The following is a 22222-nucleotide window of genomic DNA, read 5'->3' on the forward strand; positions in this document are numbered from 1 at the left end:
TAAGTAATTAATTAGTAACATTAGAAATGCAATCCATTTCACTAAGTTCCATAAGAAGCGGATACAAGCTTAATGACGTAAAATAAGATATTTTGAAATAATTCATTCATACTCATAGTAATGTTTATGAGACGAGCATCTTTCTACGCATACCGAATATACATAAAGGGTAAGCCTACAATCCTTATATTTGACGGATCGAGGCCATAACCTATATAATTACTGTATATAACCTATATGAATCCTTCTGTTAAGGGGAGTAGCTATACAATAAAGTCGTCAGTACAGGATTTAATCCTCGGCTTTATTGGCAACTGATTTTAGTTGTTTGCAAGACCTTGCCGATTATTTGGTGAGGTCTTTTTAATTTTCAAAAGACGGTATAACCAAAAATCGGTTATACCGTCTTTTTTAATCGAAAAAATTGCACAATAGAGGTGAAAAGTATGCAGAACTATAATGAATTAGCTCAAAGCGTTAAGATTTCCGATGATAAAAAGCATATATTGCTTGATGCCGACCCATCTTTATCACTTATCGGAAAAGGCCGCAGCGCTTATGTATTCCGAATACATTCCACCAATAAAGCACTAAAAGTATTTTTCCCGGACCATACTCACACAGCTAAAGTAGAAGCTGAAATATACAAAACCGTTCAATCGATCGATTACTATCCAACCCTATATGATGCGGGGGTAAATTATCTGGTAATAGATCACATCGAAGGCAACACCCTTTTTGAATGTTTAACATTGGGAATCCCAATAACGGAAGAAAATATCAAGGAGATTGACCATGCCTTACAATTAGCAAGGAAAGAGGGATTGAACCCTTCTGATATTCATTTACGAAACATCTTCATCACTTCCGAAAAGAAGGTGAAGATCATTGACGTTGCGAGGTTTAAGCAAGTGAAATCCTGCAATCAGTGGCACGACCTGAAAAGTGCTTTTCACCTTTTCTATTCGAAGTCATTTTTTCCGAAGAAAATCCCAGGCTTCATACTGAATTCCATTGCAGCGATTTATAAAAAGAGATTCTTGCCCATCTGATCATATCACTATAAAAAAATCACATTGGAGGCACATATGAAAAAAATCATGACCATTGCTTTACTGTCCATCCTTACATTAAGCGGATGCTCGCTTTTGGGAGAAGTCAATTCATCATTGGAGTATGCAGATAATGCCACGGAGTATATAAGTACCGTTAAGGAATTTTCCAATGAGGTGCCCGCATTGTCACAAGACGCCGTCGCGAATACCGAAGCAAGAGCAAATCTTGAAAAAGAACTGGAATTAATGAAAACGGAGATTGAAGAATTCAATTCAACTGAACCACCCCAAATCGCTGAAGGCATCCATGAGAAGATCGTCAGCTCAAATCAACAGCTTTCAGATGGAATTGAATTATACTTGAATAATATTGAAAATGGCCAAATTGACCCTAAGGCATTGGAAGATTCAGAGATAATGAAATCAATCGATAATATAACAGGATTGGCAAAGCAAATTGAAGAGTTGGGTAATTAAGCAGCCTGCTCCATTAAAATGAAGAACTCCTCGTACCGATGTCCCTTTTAATTTCAAGGAATCATGAATAAAAAAGGAATGTTCGGAACAAATTATTGACATGAAACCAAAAGGTTTTATATAATCGATAAAGCGAAACCAATTGGTTTTATATTTTTAATTAAAAAGGAGAATCAGTATGGAAAATCAACATACATTACAAGATATCAAAAAGACGATTATTCTTGAAGCACCCATCCAAAAAGTTTGGGATACAGTTTCGACTGCCGAGGGTATAGCTTCATGGTTCATGCCAAATGATTTTCAACCGAAAGTTGGACATGAGTTCCATGTCCAATCACCTTTTGGTCCTTCTCCTTGTAAGGTATTAGAGTTAGATGCTCCTCATCGGCTTTCATTCGCTTGGGATACGGACGGTTGGATCATATCGTTCACTTTAAAAGAACTGGATGGCAAAACGGAGTTTACCCTTATTCATGGTGGTTGGAAAGAGCCTGACACGATTCTTCCGAAACCGAACGAAAAAAGCTCAGTCATTCGCGATAGAATGGATCATGGCTGGGAACAGATCGTTAATCAAAATCTTAAAAAGGCTGTTGAGGGCTAAGTGTCTGCAGCAGAAAAGCATGATGTATTTCAGGCTATCGCGGACCCAACCCGCAGAAAGGTCCTGCAATTGCTTGCTGAAGGTGATTTACCCATTTCAGAAATCACTTCTCACTTTTCCATGAGCCGTACAGCGATTGCCAAGCATCTTCATATCCTTTCTGAAGCTGAATTGGTCAGTGGCCGGAAGGTAGGAAGAGAGAAACGCTTTCGGCTTCATCCAGAACCTTTAGCGGAATTGAAACAGTGGCTTTCTTTTTACGATCAATTTTGGGATAACAAACTATCCATCCTTAAACATGTGATTGAAAATCCAAGGGAAAATGGATTTAAAGCCGCCGAAAAAGAAAAGGACACGGATGAACAATCATAATGAAGAACCCCCCGGCGCATTGCACCGGGGGGTTTTCTTCATTAATTTATGCATCCATTTCAATATTGTGTTCTTTGCGCTTCCTGATGGCCATCGTTAGCAACAACAGTAAATTAAATACAATAATGCATCCAGTAAGGAACACGATACTCGTTGTCAATGCATCCGCTCCAAGGCTCGTACTCATCGCCTGACGGAAGCCCATGACTGAGTATGTCATTGGTATGAACGGGTGAACATGACTGAAGAAGTTATTGGTCAGTTCCACAGGGAACATTCCTCCGCTTGCTCCTAGCTGTAATACAAGGAATATCATCGCTAATAAACGACCTGGATTTCCAAATCCTACAGTTAAGAAAGTAACGATGAACATGAAAGTAAGGGAAGTCAATATGGAAACCCCTATGAATTGCCCCATGTTCTCGACCTGTAAATCCATACCCCAAATCATGATTGCATCCAATACTAATGCTGAAATCGTGGCTTGTATAAATAGGACCGTAAATTTACTGAACCACCATGCCGCTCCTGATGTAGGTCTTGTAGATGGCTTGCCTGTCGGGTATCCCATATTGAAGGCAATCGCTCCTACAAATAACCCTAGAGACAATACGTAAGGAGCCAGAGCATGACCATAATTAGGCACCTCACTGCTTTTTTGTTCTTTAACCTGTGTCGGCTCAGCAATCATGCTGTAATTATCATCGGTTGTTTTATTTCCCCTTATTTCTTCTGCACCATCACTTAGTTTTTCCGAAAGTTCGACCGTTCCATCTTTTAGTGAGGAGATTCCATCACCCAATTTATGTGAACCTTCAGCTAGTGCCGATGAACCTTCATTGATCTTACCTGCGCCTTCAGCAAGTTGGATCACCCCATTGCTTAAAGTAGGCAGATTGCTTGCCAATTGTTCAGTGCCTTTAACAAGTGCTGATGAGCCATCGTTCAAGGATGCTGAGTTGGCATTCAGTTGATTGGCTCCATTAGCAAGTTTGTTCGCCCCCTCGCCAACTTTGCTAACACCAAATGCATACTTCTCCAGACCATTTCCAAAGGAGGATGACCCTGCTTGAAGTTGTGAAACTCCATCAACCAACTGACCAGATCCCTCAGTTAGTTTTGACAAGCCATTATTTAACGAGGAACCGCCTTGTGCTAACTGATTGATCCCATTCACTAGTTCCGGTGCTCGTTCATTTAAGCTTTCGGTTGCCGCCGTTAATTGATTGCTGCCTTTAACCGCTTCATTCAAGCCGCTATTTAATTGGGTTGCACCAGGAATCAATTGTTCTTCCAGTGCGTTCCTTATCGCGGTATATCCATTTAACGCTGATGCCGCGTTTGGATTGACTTTATTCACCGCATTATTTAAATTGGCCACTTGTTCTGGAAGCTGGCCTAATCCATTCAATACTGGCATTACTTTATTCGTTAATTGTGTTGATAAGTCGGATACACTTGAAGCAAGAGTCGATGCAATTTGTTTTTGTGCTTCCGCTTGCATTTGAAGTTCATTTTGAATGGCTCCGATTAATTCGGATTGTTGTTCACTGGTCATACTTTTGTATGCTTCAGTGTTTTGTACAGTATTGATTGTGCTTTGTCCATTATTCGCAATCGTTGATTGAAGTTCTGTTAAAGCTGCTTGGCTATTCTCGAGATTTGCTGTAATGCCCGATACGGTACCGGACGCACCGCTTCCTGCAGGAACCGCTTCTTGCAATTGATTTACACCGCTTTGAATGCTTGTCAGGCCTTGCTTAAGCTGACTCAGCTGTTCTTCCGCGGGCAATTGGCCATCCATCTTTTTCAGGCCGTCATTTAATGCCTGGCTTCCTTCTGAAAGTTTAGTGATTCCCTCATTTAAGCTCTGCTGACCTACTGCCATTTTTGGGATTCCCGTCGATTCGTCAGTCAGCTGGCTTGCATTTTGTGATAACTGATTCAAGCCATCATTTAAATTCGCACTGCCTGTTTGCGCTTGTGCCAATCCATTATTTAATGTTTGGGCTCCTGGAATCATTTTTGCAAGCCCAGTGGAAAGTTGGGAAGAACCTTGTATAAGCGCTTCACTATTATTAGTCAACTCCCCTGTACCAGATGCGAGTTCGTTAGCACCCGTTTGCAACTGACCGACACCAGACGTGTATTGTGAAATTCCCTTACTTAATTCCGACGCCCCACGTTCAAGTTTATTGGCGCCTTCCAAAAACTCGCCAACGCCAATTTGAAGTTTATTCGCGCCATCTTTAAAAGTTAATGTACTGGAAGCCAATTTATTCAGATTGTCTGTCACTTCTTTGTTTCCATCATTCAGTTTTTCAGCACCGTCATCCAGTTTTGATGCCCCATCTGCTGCATCACCGAATCCATCTCCGATTTCATCCAGTTGTGAGAAGATCGCTTCTGCATATTCCTTTGTGACACTTTCTGCAATTTCAGTTTTCAAATTATTCGTTGCCTGTTTTCCGACCGTTTCAGAAACGAAACTGCGTCCAGGATTCACATCATACGTTAAATTCATTTTTTGTGGCTTATCATCCATGACGGTTGAAGCATTTTTCGAAAAGTCCTCAGGAATGGTGACGACCATATAATATGTACCATCATCGAATCCTTTTTTCGCCGCTTTTTCCGTTACGAAATGCCATTCTAAATCATCGTTGTCCCTTAATTGCTCGATTAGCTCATCACCGACAGATAAGGTTTTACCCTCATACTCCGCCTTCACATCATTATTCACGACTGCAACAGGCAATTTACCGGTATTTCCGTATGGATTCCAAGCAGAACTTAGGAATAACCCCCCATAAATAATCGGCACGAACAGTAATACGATTGCGACCCCGATCAGTTTTCGATTTGTAAGTAAAAGCTTCCATTCTTGTTTAAGCATGTTCACTCTTTTTCACCTTTCTTTTCACGAATTAATTCACCCAATGACCCCGAATTCCAATTAACAGTCGGTATATCCGTGGTGCCAAAGCTTTCTTTAAGCAAATCTGCTACCGTTTGACTGGAAAAGAAATCCATTAAAAGTTCATCCGCCTGAGAAAACATCCGACGAAGAACGTCCATGCCCTTTTCTGCATACTCTCCATCTTTAAACGCTTTTTCTATAAGTCCTGTATCTGGAAACATCGAAATGGGGCCTTCCATCGCTTCAATAATTTCAAGGTTTTTAATCTTATCTACACTTTTGGCAAGAGAAAGGCCGCCATTATTACCAGGAACGGAAGTGATTATCTGCTTAACGACCAATTTCCTAATGATTTTCTTCAAATAAGAAGGAGACACCTCTAACCGCCTGCTGATCTCATTAGACGAAAGCGGTACATTTTTATCCTGGGTAGAGAGTATAACAATGATGCATATAGCTTGCTCGACACCTTTTGTTAATTGCAAATCAGTTCACCTCTTCAAGTATATATGTGGATGTTTGATATCCATAATGGATATTCGGTATCTATAATTAAACCCTGTTTCAACTTAGAAATCAAGTTATTTCTAGAAAAAATTTCTAAAAAAGCGTTTTGGGTCCTCAAAACAAGGTGAACCCCGCATGACAACATCATGCGGGGTTCACCTTTGGAAGGATCTATTATAGGTCATTTAAAAATTCATTGACTGCCTCTGGAGTTTTAGCATTTGCACTGTGCAGGTGTGCAACCTTTTCTCCATTTTTAAATACTAATAAAGATGGAATTCCCATTACGGTTTGCTCTTCAGAAATCTCTGGGAACTCGTCACGATCGATTGTAAACCACTGTTTGTCTTGATGTTCTTGAGTGATCTCATCAATGAACATATCTAAACGTTTGCAGTCTGGACACCACGTAGTCGTAAAAATCCCGACCGTCAGTCCCTCTTGTTTGATTTGTTCACGGTATTCTTGTTCTGTATTAATATTTTTCATGATTGTCTCCTCCGAGCTTTTCTTATCATCATCATACTTTAATCAATGAATATATGTACTCAAGAATTACTATATAATTTATTCCTTCCCAGTTCAAACGGTTTAACCTCGATCTATCCCACTATTGCCCGGTTTATGTTGATTGTTTATGAAAAATTCTCTTTTTCCGTCGACAGGTATGTGATATTACTTTTAATCTAGCAATCCACAAATCAGTGTTTATTCATGAAAAAAGCCACTTTCCAGTGGTCTTTTCACTTCATTCATATTGGGAGAGTTAGTTGCCAGGAAACACCGAACTTATCGGATACCCATCCGAACTTCTTACTAAAGAAATAATCACCCAATGGCATCATCACTTGTCCGCCATCAGTTAAGCTCGCATAAAGCCTGTCAATTTCCTCTTCACTATCACATGTAAGGAATATTGAAAACGAAGGTGTAAACGTAAATTGATGCTTAACATTGCTATCGATGCACATAAATTCCTGATCCTTCAAGGTAAAGGTAGCCTGCATGACACTCCCCTCTGTACCTGATTCATTTGCACCATAACGTTTCATGCTGGTTATTTTCGATCCTTCGATTAAAGATGTGTAGTAATTCATTGCTTCTTCCGCATTTCCTTCGAACATCAAGAAAGGTGTGACCTTCATCATTCTCATCAAACCCCTTTTCATCTTTAATTAAGTTCTTGCATTGAATCATGGTGCCCACCAGTTACCTGAAACCACGATCATTGTCTGTAATTTTATCGTATTGGCAAAATAATCATCATCATCTTGTTCCTGTATCGTCCGATTCCATAACTGATTAATCCATTGCTGATTGGAGGAATCAACCATGGCACTTACCATGAATGGAGCAACGAAGCTTGTACTATTCCCTTCTTCCAAGGCTTTTCCGCTTAGCGTATAGCCCGATTGGATATTTTCAGGGTTTCCATCCGTTTCCTCTTTAATCCAATCATTCATCCGCTTTAATTGCGGCAGCGCCCTTTCATCACCAGTCAGTAAGTAATCGAGCGTATACCGCCAAGGGGTCCTGCTGCTGTTCCAGCTATAATTGCCGTCATTCTCCCCTTCTAAAAAGTCAGCTTGTGCTGGCTGATACTCTCCCTTGGATTGTACAATGAAGTCCGGCATGAGACCAGTATTGCCGCTTTTCTCCTTATAAATGGAATGAATGATCGCATAGGCCTTATCCGTAACACCTTTCCATTCATGATTCCCAGTTGCCTCCTCAAATGACTTCAAATGATTCAGAAGAAAGTCCGATGAACGAGTCGATTGTCCGTATACTTCATCTTCATCCTCCGCCCAGTCACCTAGTTTAATCAGGGACTGCGACCGATTTATCTCATTCGACATGATCGCATCCATGATGTCCTTTGCTCTGGCGAGATAGTCGATGTCCCCTTCACTTCCCCACTGGCGATCAGCCAATAATAACGAATAGGCGATATCCATATCGCCATCAGTTGCTGAATCGGCATCCCCTGGAGTATTTATGATTTTGCCCGATTTATCCTTAACTTGCTGCCACGCCATTAATGAAGGGTCATTGTCACTTCGATGCGCTTTATAAAAACGATACAGACCATCGAAGTACTGTTTGTCCTTGCTGCCTGCCATTATTGCCGTAACCATCATCCCATAACCGTGCGCTTCAGAAACGGTCACTGCGTTCTTGGGTTCTGCATATCCTTTATCATTGTAAAAGATATAATATTCATCATTTTTATCAGCAGGCTGCTTCAAATATTCATTTTTCCAGGTTTTATAATAATTCGCTACGGCATCATCCATCGCCTTCTGAGATAGATTGTCAGGTTTTATCGTACCCGCTTGATAGACTGTATGCTGAGGAAATGCCCTTTTACCGGCACTCTCTTTCTTTGTGGTTTGAGATACCAATGCTAGCGAGGCAATGATCACGAAAACGATCGAGCCCACCGCTATCAATAAATTTTTTTTTTCATGGCTCGCTCCTTGGGTTATGGTGCAGTATTCACTTCTTTTTTATGTTTGGCTATGAGCATTTCAATCTATTAACATGACTTTTCTTCCTTTCCGGAAGACAAAAGAAAAAGGGCCTACTTTATCCTTTTACAAAACATTAAGATTCATAGCCTTATTTAAAGAAAGTGATATTTAATTTACTCCTAATTATTAATACTGATATCAGGAGTAATAAGTTTATACTCATAAAATTTGAATCAGTAATGAGATTAAATGAATATCTTAATCCGAATAGGATAATTAAACTTAAAATAACCATTGTCAAAAAAATGAAATTCCTCAATTAACTCACCTCTTTCATCATTCCAAATTCCGGACATATCAATCTTACCCCTTGGTCATTCCACTTTTTTCAACTCCATAAGGCCTTCGCCATCCAATGAAATTTCTAATTGCTGATTAACGACTATCGAAAGCGGAAAGATTTCCGACTCTCTATCCGAAAAGATCCACCGCCGTTTACTTGGACCTAAAAGTAAAAACGAACCTGCTTCATGTTCCCCCATGAAATTCAATCCATCTTCACTTAACGTTTCAGCCTTCCTTACGGGTACACCAAAACTGACCAACTGATTTCCCAAGCTCCTTACTTCATTCGTCGTAATGTTTATTTCACTAATACACAGGACGTTTTGAGCTGAAAAAGACTCCGCCTCAGATTTGGGTGATACGGAATATCTGGAAATGAACTCGACAATGTTGCCTGAAGGGTCTGAAAAATAAAAGGCATGTGCATTTGAATAGCTGAAATAAACTTCGTCCACATCATCTTCTCTAGTCAATTCCACTTTTGATTTCGCCCATGCTTTGGCCGAAGTGAATAAATTGGTCGGTATATTCATGGCAAAATGATAAAAAGGCTTTTCCTGGAGATGATATTTTTTAATTTCAAGCACACTGTCCCCTGCCTTAATTTCAAAACCATCATCAGTATGCGATAGTAACTCAAATCCTAACTCATTAACATAAAAATTCCGCATATCATTCAATGCATGACTATACAAAGTGACCTTATTGATAATCAAAGTTTAATCCCCCTTCTCCCAAACCCGTACTCTTCATTTACATATTAAAATATATATATTCATATTCACTTTACCTATTTTTACCACAAATAGCCAATGGAATATCCCTTAATTTTTCGGCCAGCCAACTCAAAAAGGACCACCAAATCGGTGGTCCCCCGTATACATATAGTAAAGGCGGCCTTATTGAAAAAATCTCTCCGCCAGCGCAGTTTACGATGGTTCCATTTAACATGATCGCCCCTGTTGTTGAAGCAAAAATGACCATGTCGGCAATTTCTTCTACCGTAACTGAAATGTTCCGCCCTGTTGGAGAACCAGTAATCAAACCACTTTGTTTTGAATCATTTCTCCTTCTCCATTTGGTCATGTATTTTCATCTTTTCATCTTAAAAAGGATCATTCTTTAATTTTCATTCCAAGCATGGCTGCAAAGCCTATCGCTTGGTCCGGGGAAACTTCGCATCCATTTAAATCCTCCAGGGATACGGTAAGCCTTTGAAATGTAGAACTGCTAATATCGATTCCTTTGAGCGGTGTCCGGGAAAAGTTCGCTTCATTTAATCTACATGTTTCGATCTTCACTTTAATGAATTTACACTCATAATAATCAGCACTTTCCATTGAGCAATGATCGAACTTCACTTGCTTCAAACCGGAATAACCGAATGCACTTAAATTCAAGTTGCAATTCTCAAAAGAGACATTGCCTAAACTTGCGTCAGACAGGTTAATGCCTAAAAGTTTGGACTCCTTGAATTCCACCCGATGAATCGAGCCACCCATGAAATCCGCATTCGTCAAATCGCAATGGTCAAAAATGACATCCGTCAGCTCGATATTCCTGAAAGATACATCGCTGAATATCACATTTTTAAAAACAACCTGTGATAATACGATTTTGTCCATTTTTTCTCTATCGATCGTGCAGTTAGTTATGATACAGGACTCAAGATAAGGCTCATCCTGATAATATAATTCCTGAAAGTTCGCTTGAGTTAAGTCTTGGGGGATCTTTGGCTGTTCAATTTTGATTTTGCCTGACATATTATCACCTTTTCGCTTTATTTCTTTTTCCCAACTACTGCATCACACTTCTTTACAGGAAACAGTACGTTTTGCTTTTAACAGCGTATCCCTTTATTTGAAAGGTGCGATGCATTGAACCGATAAGGGTTCACCTCTGGTAATATAGCAACTGGTCTACTCAATTTCGGCTTAAATATAAACTATATTTCGGTGAAGTTCAATCTAAGAATTTTGCGAAAATGACTATTATTTTTGGTACTTTTGTGTCACCTTTGCCACTGCAAATTAAAAAGCTGCCTCATCGGCAGCCTCGCTTACTTCATAAAAACGGATGAAGTGATTTTATATTTCAGTATTGAATCTTTTTGGGATCCGGAAATAATATAGAGCTGCGCCCATTATGGCTATCATTCCACCTATCAGGAAAAAAGCTTGAAAGATATTTCCTCCAACAGTCGGGGAAGCGGATATGAAACCACTTGAAATCAGAAAAAGGACCCCAAATCCAGCCAAAAATAGTGCTATCTTTTTAATGCTTCTTTTGAATAAGGTATAACCCGTAAATATGATTATATATGAAGCGGTAAGGGCCATTAGAAATGGAAATAACGGCTTGAATTTTGCGGCATACACGAAATGATCCAAATTCGAGATATCATGTGCCTCCATCACCTCATCATCACTTACTTGTGAAAAATGCGCGGAATACTTCCATTCCCAAGGTTCATCCAGAATTTCGATGCCTTCAAACCATGCACAAAATGAAAATACCATAAAGAAAAGTGCAGCGATTATTATTTGCAAAAAATATTTAAAAGTCAATGCCATCTCCTCCAGCTGTCATTATACCAATTAATGGTTAATTTTCAACCGAGTTCCCGATATTAAAGCAATATGTAAACAATCATTGTTTCCTGAATAATATAATGTAACCACTTTTAAGGAGCGTTTGAGATATGATCACTCATGGAGATGACCTCCTTATTTCAGGAGCATGGTTACTGGGCCTCGGTACACTCGTAGGTGCAATCGGTCAAACCCGGCAAACTTTAACGGGCACTAATCTCGGCAAAGATCTGGTCCTCAAAGGGAATGTCATTGAAGCGGTTGGAAATTCGCTGCAAGCAATCGGCCGGACGAAAATGCTGAATTCGGAAAATGAACGTTCGGAAACCTATTTCATATTCGGTGCTTGGCTTGAGGCTGCTGGTAATACCGCAAATGCAGTTGGAATAGATATGCAGTTGAGTGGCTCAGAGGAAGAGGGCACCAGAACCGATGCACTCGGCAGTGGAATCCAAGGCCTGGGTGCCACTTTTGAAGCATTCGGGGCATCACTGACGGAGGCGACATTTTCACGCTCTCTAGAGATCAAAGGAAATGGCCTCATTGCTGCAGGTTCTTTTTTGGAATCGATCGGAAATATTTTCATTTTGAATGAAAAACGACGGATGGGAGAGCAAATTCTTTTGCTTGGCAGCTGGACCCAAGTTATCGGTGCATTCATATTAATCGATGCCTTATCCATTGGACCAGAACCCGAACAACCTGAGAAAGGTAAGGATGAACATAACGGCCATTATAGCTATGCAAACTATTACGCATGAAATTGACTGGTAATTAAGTGCCTGCAAGTTCGACTTTCATCAAGAACCCTTGTTTCCGCTTGTACAAAAACAATGCATATACTTCTCATCCAATTTCCAACTCTTCCCGCTTCCCCACTCCTAGAATGGCTCAAAGCCCATCCCCTCCAAAAACCAATGGTCCTGTTTAAATTTGATACATACAGCTCAAAATTATCATCGCTTTTCGTAAATTTCGGCACTTTACTCGTGAATTCGGGACTTTTACTCGTGAGTTTCGGCTCTTTACTCGTGAATTCGGGGCTTTTACTCGTGAGTTTCGGCTCTTTACTCATGAGTTTCGGCTCTTTACTCGTGAGTTTCGGCTCTTTACTCGTGTGTTTCGGCACTTTACTCGTGAATTCGGGGCTTTTACTCGTGAGTTTCGGCCTTTTACTCGTGAATTTCGGCCTTTTACTCGTGAGTTTCGGCTCTTTACTCGTGAATTCGGGGCTTTTACTCGTGAGTTTCGGCTCTTTACTCGTGAATTCGGGGCTTTTACTCGTGAGTTTCGGCTCTTTACTCGTGAATTCGGGGCTTTTACTCGTGAGTTTCAGGATCGCTCCTCCCCTTCATTTTATTAAATTAACAATACAAATCCGAGTGGACAGAATGGATTTACTTTGTTATTATAGTTACTCAGGGTAACAATTACTCACGGTAACTATATATTAAGTATAAGGGGTGTTTCTGATAGAGACTTACCAAAAGTTCTTTCAGCAATTTTTGCTGCTGTACCGTCCGTTTGAAAATAATCTTAATATCCAGCTGAACAAGCATGATTTACACAGGGCGCAATGGTCCATTTTACATTTCTTAATCAATTATGGTTCGGCGACGCTTGTAGAGCTTGCCAATTATCAAGGTGTGGAAAAGCCAACGATTACGAGGACCATTGCCCGTTTGGAAGAGCTGGGGTATGTCGAGCATGTGCCAAGCAAAGATAAGCGCGAAAGAAGAATGCGGCTTACGGAGCTTGGCAAAAAGATCTACAGTGAAGTCCGCGTGACAATTGATCAATACGAACAGGCTATCTTGAAAGGAATCACTGAAGAGGAACAACTCGCAGCCATACGCATCATGGGCGAAATAAGAAATAACATTATAAAATAAGGAGATAATAACATGGATCAATCCAGAGCCAGACTGTGGACGAAGGACTTTGTCATCGTTTCGTCCATCAATTTTTTCATAACCTTAATCTTTTATTTACTGATGGTGACACTTGCCATCTATGCTGTTAATGAATTGGATGCTTCTACAAGTGAAGCCGGACTCATATCGGGTATTTTTATTATCGGGACGTTAATCGGACGTCTGTTCATTGGCCGTTTCATTGATTCAATCGGCCGCAAGAAAACATTATTCATAGGTTTGATCTTTTTCACTTTGACAACACTTCTATATTTTGTGGACCTTGGAATTGGCTTCCTGCTTGTTAACCGCCTGATCCATGGTATGGCGATGGGGATGGCGAGTACTGCGACAGGAACGATCGTTGCCCAGATCATCCCGGCAACACGAAAGGGAGAAGGCATCGGCTATTACAGCATGAGTGCAACACTTGCGACGGCAATTGGTCCTTTCATCGGTCTGTATATGGCTCAACATACAAGCTTCCAAGTCATTTTCAGTTTCTGCCTGGCTTTAGGAGTGATCAGCCTGATTACAGCATTCTTCTTACATGTCCCGGCATTGAAAGTGACGGCCAAAGTTACGGAAAGCAAAGGATTCAAGCTTTCCAATTTCATTGAACCTAAGGCACTGCCCATCTCAATCATCACTCTGGTATTGGCATTCTGTTATTCCAGTGTCCTTTCTTTCATCAGTTTTTATGCCATTGAAATCAATCTGGTCAATACGGCAAGCTTCTTCTTTGTAGTTTACGCAGTAGCCGTATTGTTATCACGTCCATTCTCAGGACCACTGATGGACCGGAAAGGATCGAACTTCATTATGTATCCGGCTTTCATTATTTTCGGAATCGGCTTGCTGCTTCTAAGTATGACAACCAATAGTTTCACTTTACTAGCAGCTGGTTTCCTCATTGGCCTTGGGTTCGGTAATATGCAATCCAGCTCTCAGGCGATTGCCGTTAAACTGACACCGCCTCACCGAATGGGGATGGCAACGTCCACCTTCTTTATCATGCTTGATGCAGGACTTGGATTCGGCCCTTATATTCTGGGATTCATCATTCCAGTAACAGGTTACAGCACACTTTATGTCATCCTGGGCGTTTTAGTCATCGCAACTTCCGTCCTTTACTACTTCTTGCACGGCAAGAAGGAACGTACAGCCAGAACGAACTTGGCTTCCATTTAAATGAAAAAGGGATATCCTATTGGAGGATATCCCTTTTTCATTTAAAGCAGTAAGCCGATTAATGCCCACAGAAGTCGTCCTTCATGAACCATAATCCGAACTTCACCAAAAGAAGCTGCCAAAAAAGTTTATACTTTTTGAGACAGCTTCTAGTTATAGTGATCCTTATTTTACTTCCAATTCATCGATAAAGATTCCAAATTTTCTGCCATTCTTTTTATTTGTTGCTTGCATGACCGATTCACCTTTATATAAAGTCTTTCCAGTCTTTATATCAGCGATTAGAAGTTTGGCAGGGTTGTATGTTAATGAGCCCACTTGATCCACTCCGTTGCCTAATAGGAAGTACACACGTCCATTCTTAATGGCAGCGAAGTTTTGTTCCTTTTTATTAACAGCTAAATCTAGCTCCATGTCATTCGTTAATGTTTGACTGCTTAGGTCAAACGTTTTAATGCGATAATTATCGGATTTCTTATCAATTAGGTAAAGTTTTTTCCCGTCCACATATCCTGATTCAACCATACCAAGGCTAAGAGATTCCTTTTTGGGTAATTTAACCGTTTCTACTTTTTCCGTTTCATAATTATAAGATAACAGTTTGCTTTCATTTAATTTTTCCTCATAGGGACCGTCCTCATGATTTACTCCTTTAATTACAGAAATTAAAACCATATTGTTTGGCTGGGAAGGAGCAATATCAATTGGCATCTCAAAATCTACTTGATTGGGGTAAGTAAAGGCTTCGGATAAAAGGGTTTTATCGCTCAAAACTTTTTTATTAGCTAAATCGATCGTATACAGATGAACCTCTTTCGTTTGCTTATCATCACTTGAATTCACATCATTCATCGTTAAAACCTGTAGTTTTGAATGGACCAACTGCACATCCCTGACATCAGCATTCATGATTCTCTCTTGGTCGGGAAGTTCAATTTGTAAAAAAGTTTCCTCTTCATCCTTCTTCTCCAGTAAACCGATATCAAACTTCGCTTCCATTTTCCCGTTATTCGTAATTTCGTTATTCACCCAAGCGTAAGCCAGAAAATCATCGTCTTCATATAAAGAACTAATGGAATCCTTGCCACGCATAAACGAACGATGTTCTTTTATTAATCTTTCAATTTGATAATCTTGTCTTCCAGATAAGTTCTGCCAGTAAGACTTTTCACTGTCATATGTGGTTCGATTTGATTCAATTGTTAACGATTCATAAAAGACACCATTTTCAAGCGAAGCATTTATGGTCACCGGATCAAGCTCTTTATCACTGCCTTCTAGCGTCTTGAACGTATACTTTGGTAGGCTGGAAGCGGAGGAAGCTACTTTGACATAATAGGTCCCGATGCTTAAGATTACAACCATTCCAATAATGATGCTGCATAGATAACGTTTCACCTTGTTCACTCTCCTTTAATAGTTGTTGTTATACGGTAACGCGGTTTTTCAATAACCAGGAACCAAGCCAAATCGAAAGCCCTGTCACAATGATTCCTAATGCGAGCAGCAGACCAAATAATTCATTAGGATAAAAATGGAATTTACCAAGCGCCATTACGAAAACAGGAGCTAAAAACAATGCAGCAGCAATTCCGCAATACACCAAGCCCAGTACGATTCCTTTTATGCGGAAACTTCTTTCAAACATGATCGCTGTGAATAATATCGACATGACCATAAGACCGATGCCATAGGAAAGCAGGAATTGCGTGAAGGTACTTGGGATGATCAACATCAATACCTGATTGGCTTTCGCTATGGAGTAAGTTGACATTTCCGCATTCAAGAATGCTTCCGGCACATTTGAATTAAATAGGGCATTTTCCATTGGTAAAATGATGATTTGGAAAGCAATCAACCCTAATACCATCAGGAAGATGGCCGTAGCTTTTGAAAGGTAGATCGATAATCTGGATGTCGGTAACATCAATAGCCGATAAATGAATGTATTCTTACCAAACCAATCACGATACCAAATAAGGAAAATGTAAAAAATAAGGGCAACCGCACTCAGCGCAATCGGTCCTACAAACAAGAGGGTATTGGCGATATGGCTAAAATCAATGCCATTATAAGTCGCAATATAGGCAGCTTCGGATAGTCTTTCATCCGACATGATCTTCCTGGCATCTTTAAGAAGGCTCTTCGTTACGATGATCACTCCAGCAAATTGCGAAACCAAGGTTATCAACAATAAGGATATATATATTTTACTAAATCGATTGATTTCAAAGTTCACTAGCTTTAAATATCGCATCATGATTGATACACCTCTCTCATTACATCGACTACCGATTTTCCTTCCTCTTCACGCATTTCTTCTGTTTTGAACTCTTTAAGCACTGTACCGTTATCCAATAAAATGACCTTATCGATTAAATGTTCAATATCACCGATTTCATGGGTCGTGATGATGACTCCTCTATCTTCAATAAGGTGGCTCGCAAAGACATCGGCGATTTGCTCGCGGCTAAACATATCGATGCCTGAAAATGGTTCGTCCATCAGTACATAATCCACGTCAAGGGACAAACCAAGCATCAGGTTGAGCTTAGCTGTATTCCCCTTTGACAGTTCCGAAATGGGGGTCTCCTCTTTCAGCTTGAAGAATCCCATCAATTGGTTAGCTCTTTCCGAATTCCATGACGTATAGAAATCCTCCATGAAAACCATTGCCTGTTTAACGGTCATTTGCGGAAGCATGATCGGTGCGTCCGGAATGAAGGTGATTTTTTCATAACTGTCCTTTGTCATCTTTTGATCATCGATCAGGATTTCACCTTTATATGGCGTCAATCCCATAATGGCTTTGAGTGTAGTCGTTTTACCTACACCATTTATCCCGATCAGACACGTGACTTCCCCTTTATTAGCTGTAAAAGAAACACTATCCAAGATTTTTTTCCGGCCGTAATTCTTGGAAATCCGTTTTACTTCTATCATTTTTCTTCCTCCTCCCTTATTTCTTCCGAATATTTTTCTTTAACAACACGAAGCAGTTCATCAACTGGTACATTAATCGGACGAATCGCATCGACAAACGAATCAACCGCTGCCAGAATCAATTCCTGCCTTACAGCCTGTAAAATCGTTTCATTCGTCGTGATTTGACTTGGGAAATTTCGTTCTGTATGAATCAAGCCCTGTTCCTCCATTTCTTTATACGCTTTTTGAGCGGTATTAGGATTTATATTCAGTGAAGCCGCCAGTTCTCTGCGGGAGGGAATTTCCTGTCCAGCAACGAATTTACCAATGGCTATTTGTTCTTTAAAATGCCTAACGACTTGCAGATATACCGGTTCCCGGGTATTAACATTCATTAAAAACACCCCCTATTTATTTAGAATTACGTGTATTAACTTGTGTATGTACTAAGTGGTTCATACACCTTATAGATGTACTATACCCGTAATACACCTAAGCTGTCAACAATGAATTCCAAAAAATGAAAACCCCGTATGCGCAGTGCAGACGGGGTTTTTCCTTAGTTGCTTTTCATGGAGATGCTAAAATCTCATTGAAATAGATGATGAAGCAGCCGATCTTTATCTTCAAAAAATTGTTTCATTAACAAATAATGATTGGACTCCTCTAAAGTCACTTCATTCATTCCCTCTTCTGAAATCTGAAGGATTTTAGCATCCGGGTAGGCCATGATGATCGGGGAATGGGTGGAAATGATGAATTGGGAACCTTGTTGAACAAGCTCATTTATCCTGGCCAGCATCGATATTTGTCTTAGCGGCGACAAAGCAGCTTCAGGCTCATCAAGGATATACAATCCATCGCCTTGAAATCGTTCTACAAAGGCTGAGAAAAAAGATTCCCCATGTGATTGTTGATGAAGTGACTTTCCACCGAAGGAATCGATAATTTTCGAACCAAACGATGCCTCCCTGTCCAATTCCTCTATATTCGTAGCTAAATTATAAAAAGTTTCCGCCCTAAAGAAAAAATTATCCTTCGGTTTGTACACTCCTTTTTTCAAACGGAGGTATTCGTCCAAATTGGAATGTGAATCATAATTGGAAAAATTGAAATTCAACGTTCCGCCTTCTGGATTGAAGCCATACGCAATCGCAATACCTTCAAGCAAGGTGGACTTCCCCATTCCATTTTCCCCGATAACATAGGTAACACTGGGATGAAAGGTCACTTCCTGAAGGTGGTTGATAACCGGAAGATTAAGAGGAAAATAGTCATACGAAGATATTCGGTCTCTATTCAGGTAGACGCCCCTGATGTACTGTGTATCATAATTTAGTTTCATATGTAATCACCTTCTGTATAATAGATTCTTATAAACATTTAAAGAGCTAGTATATTCTATCATGCTACATTCTTAAAACGGCTAAGAACTGCAATCCAGGAGCCTTCCCTATCGAAGAACTCCATTGATTAGCCAAATTCATAGATTGATAATGAGGGAGGTTCTGTCATTTCCTTATTTTAACATCAATCTATATGCATCACAAAAAAAGCAACTGGGACTACAATCCCAGTTGCTTTTAGTTAACGCTTACATTTCTTATGTTTTACTTCGCTCTTTTTATGGAAGTTACATTTGGATCTTTTAATATGGCTGGTTTCATGCCTCTACGGTGCGGAATGCCTCTTTCTTCTTGTTTCTTTGCGACCCACATCGTCAGCATGGGTGTTAGAATCGCCGTTACCAATACACTTGTTGCGATAATCGCTGTTGCCGATTCCGCTACAGGTGCAAATTGCGGGTTTAACTCGGCAATGATGAATGGTACAGCAACTGCTGCACCCGCTGTGGAAGAAGCGGCGACCCCAGCAACACCATCAGAGCCTGTAACGTAGCGGTCCAGTAAATATAAGACACCTCCGGAAAGGAAGACGACAGCAACACCCATTAAAATACCCATGAATCCGGATTTTAAGATCATGCCAAAGTCCAACCCGAATCCTAGAGCTAATGCGAAGAACGGGATAAGGACCGGTACCGCCTGGCCAAAGAACTCCCGGCATTCTTTATCAATATTCCCTACAATCATGCCGACTGCAAATGGAATCAAAGTGGAGACGATTGTTTGCCATGGAAATGTAGCAAGCCCGCCTACTCCCAGGATGATCATTGTGAAGAACGGTCCGCTTTCAATACTGATGAACGGGAATGCGGCAGCATCTTCCGTTCTGCCCAATTTTGTCATAAGTGCGGTATAAAGACCGCCGTTCGTTTCATTAAAAGCTGCAATCAGCACTAAAACCGAAAGACCGGAAAAGAGACCAGTTTGAATCCCATTCTCTGGAAGCAGCAAAGCTGCCCCATATCCTAATAATGCCGCAAATACGACTTTACCGATAAGCAACGTAAATCCTTTTCTGGCAATATACCCTGATTGCTTAACATCTATCGTAGCTCCGACACAAAAGAAAAAGACGGCTAATATCGATGCGGTACCTGTTAGCATGGCACCTGTAAATCCTCCAAAGAAGGTTGCCGTATCAGGAAAAATAGTATGTATCAAGGCTCCTATGAACAAAGGGACAACCATCATGCCACCAGGGATTTTTTCTATTGCAGCTTTTATTCTCATCGCAATCTCTCCACTTCATTATCAAATTTATGATTATTTGTAATTGGAAGTCTAGGTGTGGAGTTAACTGGTTGCTGTCATCGATCATTCAACGTTTAAAAGTTCATTCTGGCTTTCAATAAAGTCCTGTAATTTTTTCCGGCTAGGCATACCATCCATATCACCAGGTGACATGACTTGAAGAGCGCCAATCGCATTACCCCGAGTAACGGTTTCAATCGTAGATTTACCTTCAAGCAAGCCGCTGATCACCCCGACGGCAAAACCATCGCCGGCACCTACTGTATCAACAACCTTTTCGGCGACAAAACCTTTAATATACCCTTCTTCATCCGCATTTTTATAATAGGCTCCCTCTGCTCCAAGCTTGATGACGATCATTTTAACTCCTTTGTTCAAATAAAATTCAGCCACCTCTTCAGGTCTTTTAAGTCCTGTTAAAACTTCCGCTTCGGACATGCCAGGAAGAAATAAATCACAAATGTAAGCAAGCTGATTAATGCAATCCACCATTTTTTGTTTATCCGGCCATAGGTTAGGTCGTAAATTCGGGTCAAATGAAACCGTTTTTCCTTGATTCTTCATAAATTTCATGGCAGCAACTGTGAATTCATGGCAACTTTCAGATAATGCGGATGGGATACCTGTTGCATGCAGATGTTTGGCTTGCCGAAAATATTCTTCAGAAAGGTCGTCAATATCCAGGGTGGAAGCAGCTGAATTTTTCCTGAAATATTCCACCTCCGGATCTCCCTGGAGTACTTTAGACTTAATTAACATTCCTGTCGGGTGATCACTTGTAAATCGGATCCCTGTCGTGTCGACTTTTTCTTTATTCAATTCTTCGATGATGAACTTACCGAAACTGTCTTTGCCAAGTTTCGTCATGTAAGCAACATCTAAATCAAGACGCGCCAATCCGCAAGCAACGTTTGATTCTGCTCCCGCAATCGCTCGGGAAAAGGATTTAACATCATGTAATGGCTCTACTTCATTTGCATAAAACATGTTCATCGGTTCCCCAAAGGTGATCACATCTAAATCTTTCATTCCCAATTCCTCCTGAAAAAAGGTATATTACGGTTTAGTAAACCATAACTACTAGAAAGCGCTTTCTTTTGAATGAAATCAGATTATCATATAAACCAGTTATTAACAATACTAAGTTTTTATATTTTATTTTGCATAAAAACACATTATTTAACATATTTTCCCTTAGTTATACTAATTAACTACTAAATTTTTCTATTAACATTGACTATTCGGAAAACATTATATATATTTTAAATATTGGTAACGTTAACATTTTTTAAAAATATGATAAACCGTTTTACTAAATTAGGAGGTTATTTATAATGCATATGGAAAAACGTTATTCCATTCATCCGTCACAAGCCAAACATTTTGATACAAGTGAAATTCGCAAAAATTTTTTAGTGGAAAATTTATTTCTCGATGATGACGTTTCTTTATGCTATTCCCTTGATGACAGGATCATCATAGGGGGAATCAAACCTGTTTCTAAAGGGGTGAAGCTTGAGGGCCATGATTTCATTAAAGCCGATTATTTTCTACAACGAAGAGAATTAGGTGTATTTAATATAGGCGGCCAAGGGAAGGTTTCAGTTGATGGGGCAGTATATACCCTTGAAAATCGCGATTGTCTGTATATAGGATTAGGCTGTAAAGAGCTAATTTTCACTAGTGATTCAGGCACCGAACCCGCTAAATTTTATTTAGCCTCTGCTCCAGCCCATAAAAATTACCCAGTTCAACACGTTGCATTTAAGGAAGTGCAAGGTGATGAACTGGGTTCACAGGAAACGGCAAACAAGCGGACGATTCGTAGAATGATTCATGAAAAAGGAATCCAAAGCTGTCAACTGTGTATGGGAATGACTGAATTGGCTTCAGGAAATGTCTGGAATTCGATGCCTCCTCACGTTCATGACCGCAGAGTAGAAGTTTATATGTATTTTGACTTAGCTAAAGATGCAATTTTGTTCCACATGATGGGTGAACCCGAAGAAACAAGGCATATTGTAATGAAAAATGAGCAAGCTGTCATTTCCCCTCCGTGGTCCATACATAGTGGTTCCGCTACGAGCAACTACACCTTCATTTGGGCAATGGCTGGAGAGAATTATACATATGAGGATATGGATACCTTTCCTATTTCAGAAATGAAGTAACACCAAAGAATGCTAAA

The 22222-nt window shown here is 40.1% G+C and carries 24 protein-coding genes and 1 pseudogene; 9 read left to right on the plus strand and 16 right to left on the minus strand.

Features of this window, described 5'->3' with window-relative positions; genetic code table 11:
• The first annotated feature begins 446 nt into the window (after positions 1 to 446).
• From ABIE66_RS23885 to ABIE66_RS23900, 4 genes are all read left to right on the plus strand, one after another.
• Positions 447 to 1052 (plus strand): protein kinase family protein, encoded by a 606-nt coding sequence (locus ABIE66_RS23885; RefSeq protein WP_289314737.1) that lies wholly within the window; start codon positions 447 to 449, stop codon positions 1050 to 1052.
• Between the two features lie 36 nt (positions 1053 to 1088).
• Positions 1089 to 1532 carry a DUF6376 family protein gene (locus ABIE66_RS23890; protein ID WP_289326634.1) on the plus strand — a complete coding sequence of 148 codons (444 nt, stop codon included), beginning with the start codon at positions 1089 to 1091 and terminating at the stop codon, positions 1530 to 1532.
• 178 nt (positions 1533 to 1710) lie between these two features.
• Entirely contained in the window at positions 1711 to 2139 is a 429-nt protein-coding gene (locus ABIE66_RS23895; protein WP_289326635.1) for an SRPBCC family protein, read from the plus strand.
• Positions 2140 to 2511: an ArsR/SmtB family transcription factor gene (locus tag ABIE66_RS23900; RefSeq protein ID WP_289326636.1), complete on the plus strand. Its 372-nt coding sequence runs from the start codon at positions 2140 to 2142 to the stop codon at positions 2509 to 2511.
• 46 nt (positions 2512 to 2557) lie between these two features.
• Here ABIE66_RS23900 and ABIE66_RS23905 read toward each other — a convergent pair whose 3' ends face one another.
• The 9 genes and pseudogenes from ABIE66_RS23905 to ABIE66_RS23945 form a co-directional block, all read right to left on the minus strand.
• Positions 2558 to 5407 (minus strand): YhgE/Pip family protein, encoded by a 2850-nt coding sequence (locus ABIE66_RS23905; RefSeq protein WP_370016550.1) that lies wholly within the window; start codon positions 5405 to 5407, stop codon positions 2558 to 2560.
• A 2-nt stretch (positions 5408 to 5409) separates the two neighbouring features.
• Complete coding sequence (locus tag ABIE66_RS23910) at positions 5410 to 5916, minus strand: RrF2 family transcriptional regulator (RefSeq protein ID WP_289326637.1); 507 nt, start codon at positions 5914 to 5916, stop codon at positions 5410 to 5412.
• Positions 5917 to 6112: 196 nt separating this feature from the next.
• Positions 6113 to 6451, minus strand: a pseudogene (locus tag ABIE66_RS23915) (thioredoxin family protein); the annotation flags it as partial.
• A 239-nt stretch (positions 6452 to 6690) separates the two neighbouring features.
• Positions 6691 to 7086, minus strand: a complete 396-nt coding sequence (locus tag ABIE66_RS23920) for a VOC family protein (RefSeq protein WP_289326638.1) — start codon at positions 7084 to 7086, stop codon at positions 6691 to 6693.
• A 45-nt stretch (positions 7087 to 7131) separates the two neighbouring features.
• On the minus strand, positions 7132 to 8382 hold the full coding sequence (locus tag ABIE66_RS23925) for a family 8 glycosyl hydrolase (RefSeq protein ID WP_370016551.1): 1251 nt from the start codon (positions 8380 to 8382) through the stop codon (positions 7132 to 7134).
• Positions 8383 to 8786: 404 nt separating this feature from the next.
• The gene (locus tag ABIE66_RS23930) at positions 8787 to 9473 is read right to left on the minus strand and encodes a VOC family protein (protein ID WP_289326640.1); all 687 of its coding nucleotides are present in this window, start codon (positions 9471 to 9473) and stop codon (positions 8787 to 8789) included.
• Positions 9474 to 9543: 70 nt separating this feature from the next.
• A complete protein-coding gene (locus ABIE66_RS23935) occupies positions 9544 to 9843 on the minus strand; it encodes a hypothetical protein (RefSeq protein WP_370016552.1) in 300 nt (99 codons plus the stop codon).
• Between the two features lie 29 nt (positions 9844 to 9872).
• Complete coding sequence (locus tag ABIE66_RS23940) at positions 9873 to 10520, minus strand: pentapeptide repeat-containing protein (RefSeq protein WP_370016553.1); 648 nt, start codon at positions 10518 to 10520, stop codon at positions 9873 to 9875.
• 324 nt (positions 10521 to 10844) lie between these two features.
• Entirely contained in the window at positions 10845 to 11324 is a 480-nt protein-coding gene (locus ABIE66_RS23945; RefSeq protein WP_370016554.1) for a DUF4306 domain-containing protein, read from the minus strand.
• A 134-nt stretch (positions 11325 to 11458) separates the two neighbouring features.
• On the opposite strand from ABIE66_RS23945, the gene ABIE66_RS23950 reads away from it, so the two are divergent.
• The 4 genes from ABIE66_RS23950 (at position 11459) to ABIE66_RS23965 (ending at position 14452) form a co-directional block, all read left to right on the plus strand.
• A complete protein-coding gene (locus tag ABIE66_RS23950) occupies positions 11459 to 12109 on the plus strand; it encodes a DUF6944 family repetitive protein (protein WP_370016555.1) in 651 nt (216 codons plus the stop codon).
• A gap of 156 nt (positions 12110 to 12265) precedes the next feature.
• Entirely contained in the window at positions 12266 to 12775 is a 510-nt protein-coding gene (locus ABIE66_RS23955) for a hypothetical protein (protein ID WP_370016556.1), read from the plus strand.
• A 78-nt stretch (positions 12776 to 12853) separates the two neighbouring features.
• Entirely contained in the window at positions 12854 to 13240 is a 387-nt protein-coding gene (locus tag ABIE66_RS23960) for a MarR family winged helix-turn-helix transcriptional regulator (RefSeq protein ID WP_370016557.1), read from the plus strand.
• 12 nt (positions 13241 to 13252) lie between these two features.
• Positions 13253 to 14452: an MFS transporter gene (locus tag ABIE66_RS23965; RefSeq protein ID WP_370016558.1), complete on the plus strand. Its 1200-nt coding sequence runs from the start codon at positions 13253 to 13255 to the stop codon at positions 14450 to 14452.
• A gap of 165 nt (positions 14453 to 14617) precedes the next feature.
• Here ABIE66_RS23965 and ABIE66_RS23970 read toward each other — a convergent pair whose 3' ends face one another.
• The 7 genes from ABIE66_RS23970 to ABIE66_RS24000 all read right to left on the minus strand — a co-directional run bounded on the left by ABIE66_RS23970 (position 14618) and on the right by ABIE66_RS24000 (position 21063).
• Complete coding sequence (locus ABIE66_RS23970; protein WP_370016559.1) at positions 14618 to 15850, minus strand: hypothetical protein; 1233 nt, start codon at positions 15848 to 15850, stop codon at positions 14618 to 14620.
• 28 nt (positions 15851 to 15878) lie between these two features.
• Positions 15879 to 16712, minus strand: a complete 834-nt coding sequence (locus ABIE66_RS23975; RefSeq protein ID WP_289326649.1) for a hypothetical protein — start codon at positions 16710 to 16712, stop codon at positions 15879 to 15881.
• On the minus strand, positions 16709 to 17395 hold the full coding sequence (locus ABIE66_RS23980; RefSeq protein ID WP_289326650.1) for an ABC transporter ATP-binding protein: 687 nt from the start codon (positions 17393 to 17395) through the stop codon (positions 16709 to 16711). Before ABIE66_RS23980 ends, ABIE66_RS23975 begins: the two co-directional genes overlap by 4 nt.
• Positions 17392 to 17772, minus strand: a complete 381-nt coding sequence (locus ABIE66_RS23985) for a GntR family transcriptional regulator (protein ID WP_289314719.1) — start codon at positions 17770 to 17772, stop codon at positions 17392 to 17394. The genes ABIE66_RS23980 and ABIE66_RS23985 overlap by 4 nt, the downstream gene beginning before the upstream one ends.
• Before the next feature lie 194 nt (positions 17773 to 17966).
• Entirely contained in the window at positions 17967 to 18722 is a 756-nt protein-coding gene (locus ABIE66_RS23990; protein WP_370016561.1) for an AAA family ATPase, read from the minus strand.
• A gap of 265 nt (positions 18723 to 18987) precedes the next feature.
• On the minus strand, positions 18988 to 20013 hold the full coding sequence (locus ABIE66_RS23995; RefSeq protein WP_370016562.1) for a 2-keto-3-deoxygluconate permease: 1026 nt from the start codon (positions 20011 to 20013) through the stop codon (positions 18988 to 18990).
• An 84-nt stretch (positions 20014 to 20097) separates the two neighbouring features.
• Positions 20098 to 21063 carry a sugar kinase gene (locus ABIE66_RS24000; protein WP_370016563.1) on the minus strand — a complete coding sequence of 322 codons (966 nt, stop codon included), beginning with the start codon at positions 21061 to 21063 and terminating at the stop codon, positions 20098 to 20100.
• Between the two features lie 311 nt (positions 21064 to 21374).
• Between ABIE66_RS24000 and kduI the strand changes: the two genes are divergently transcribed.
• The gene (gene kduI / locus ABIE66_RS24005) at positions 21375 to 22205 is read left to right on the plus strand and encodes a 5-dehydro-4-deoxy-D-glucuronate isomerase (protein WP_289327396.1); all 831 of its coding nucleotides are present in this window, start codon (positions 21375 to 21377) and stop codon (positions 22203 to 22205) included.
• Positions 22206 to 22222: the final 17 nt, after the last annotated feature.

The organism is Peribacillus sp. B2I2 (assembly GCF_041261685.1).
In the GTDB taxonomy this organism is placed as follows: domain Bacteria; phylum Bacillota; class Bacilli; order Bacillales; family DSM-1321; genus Peribacillus.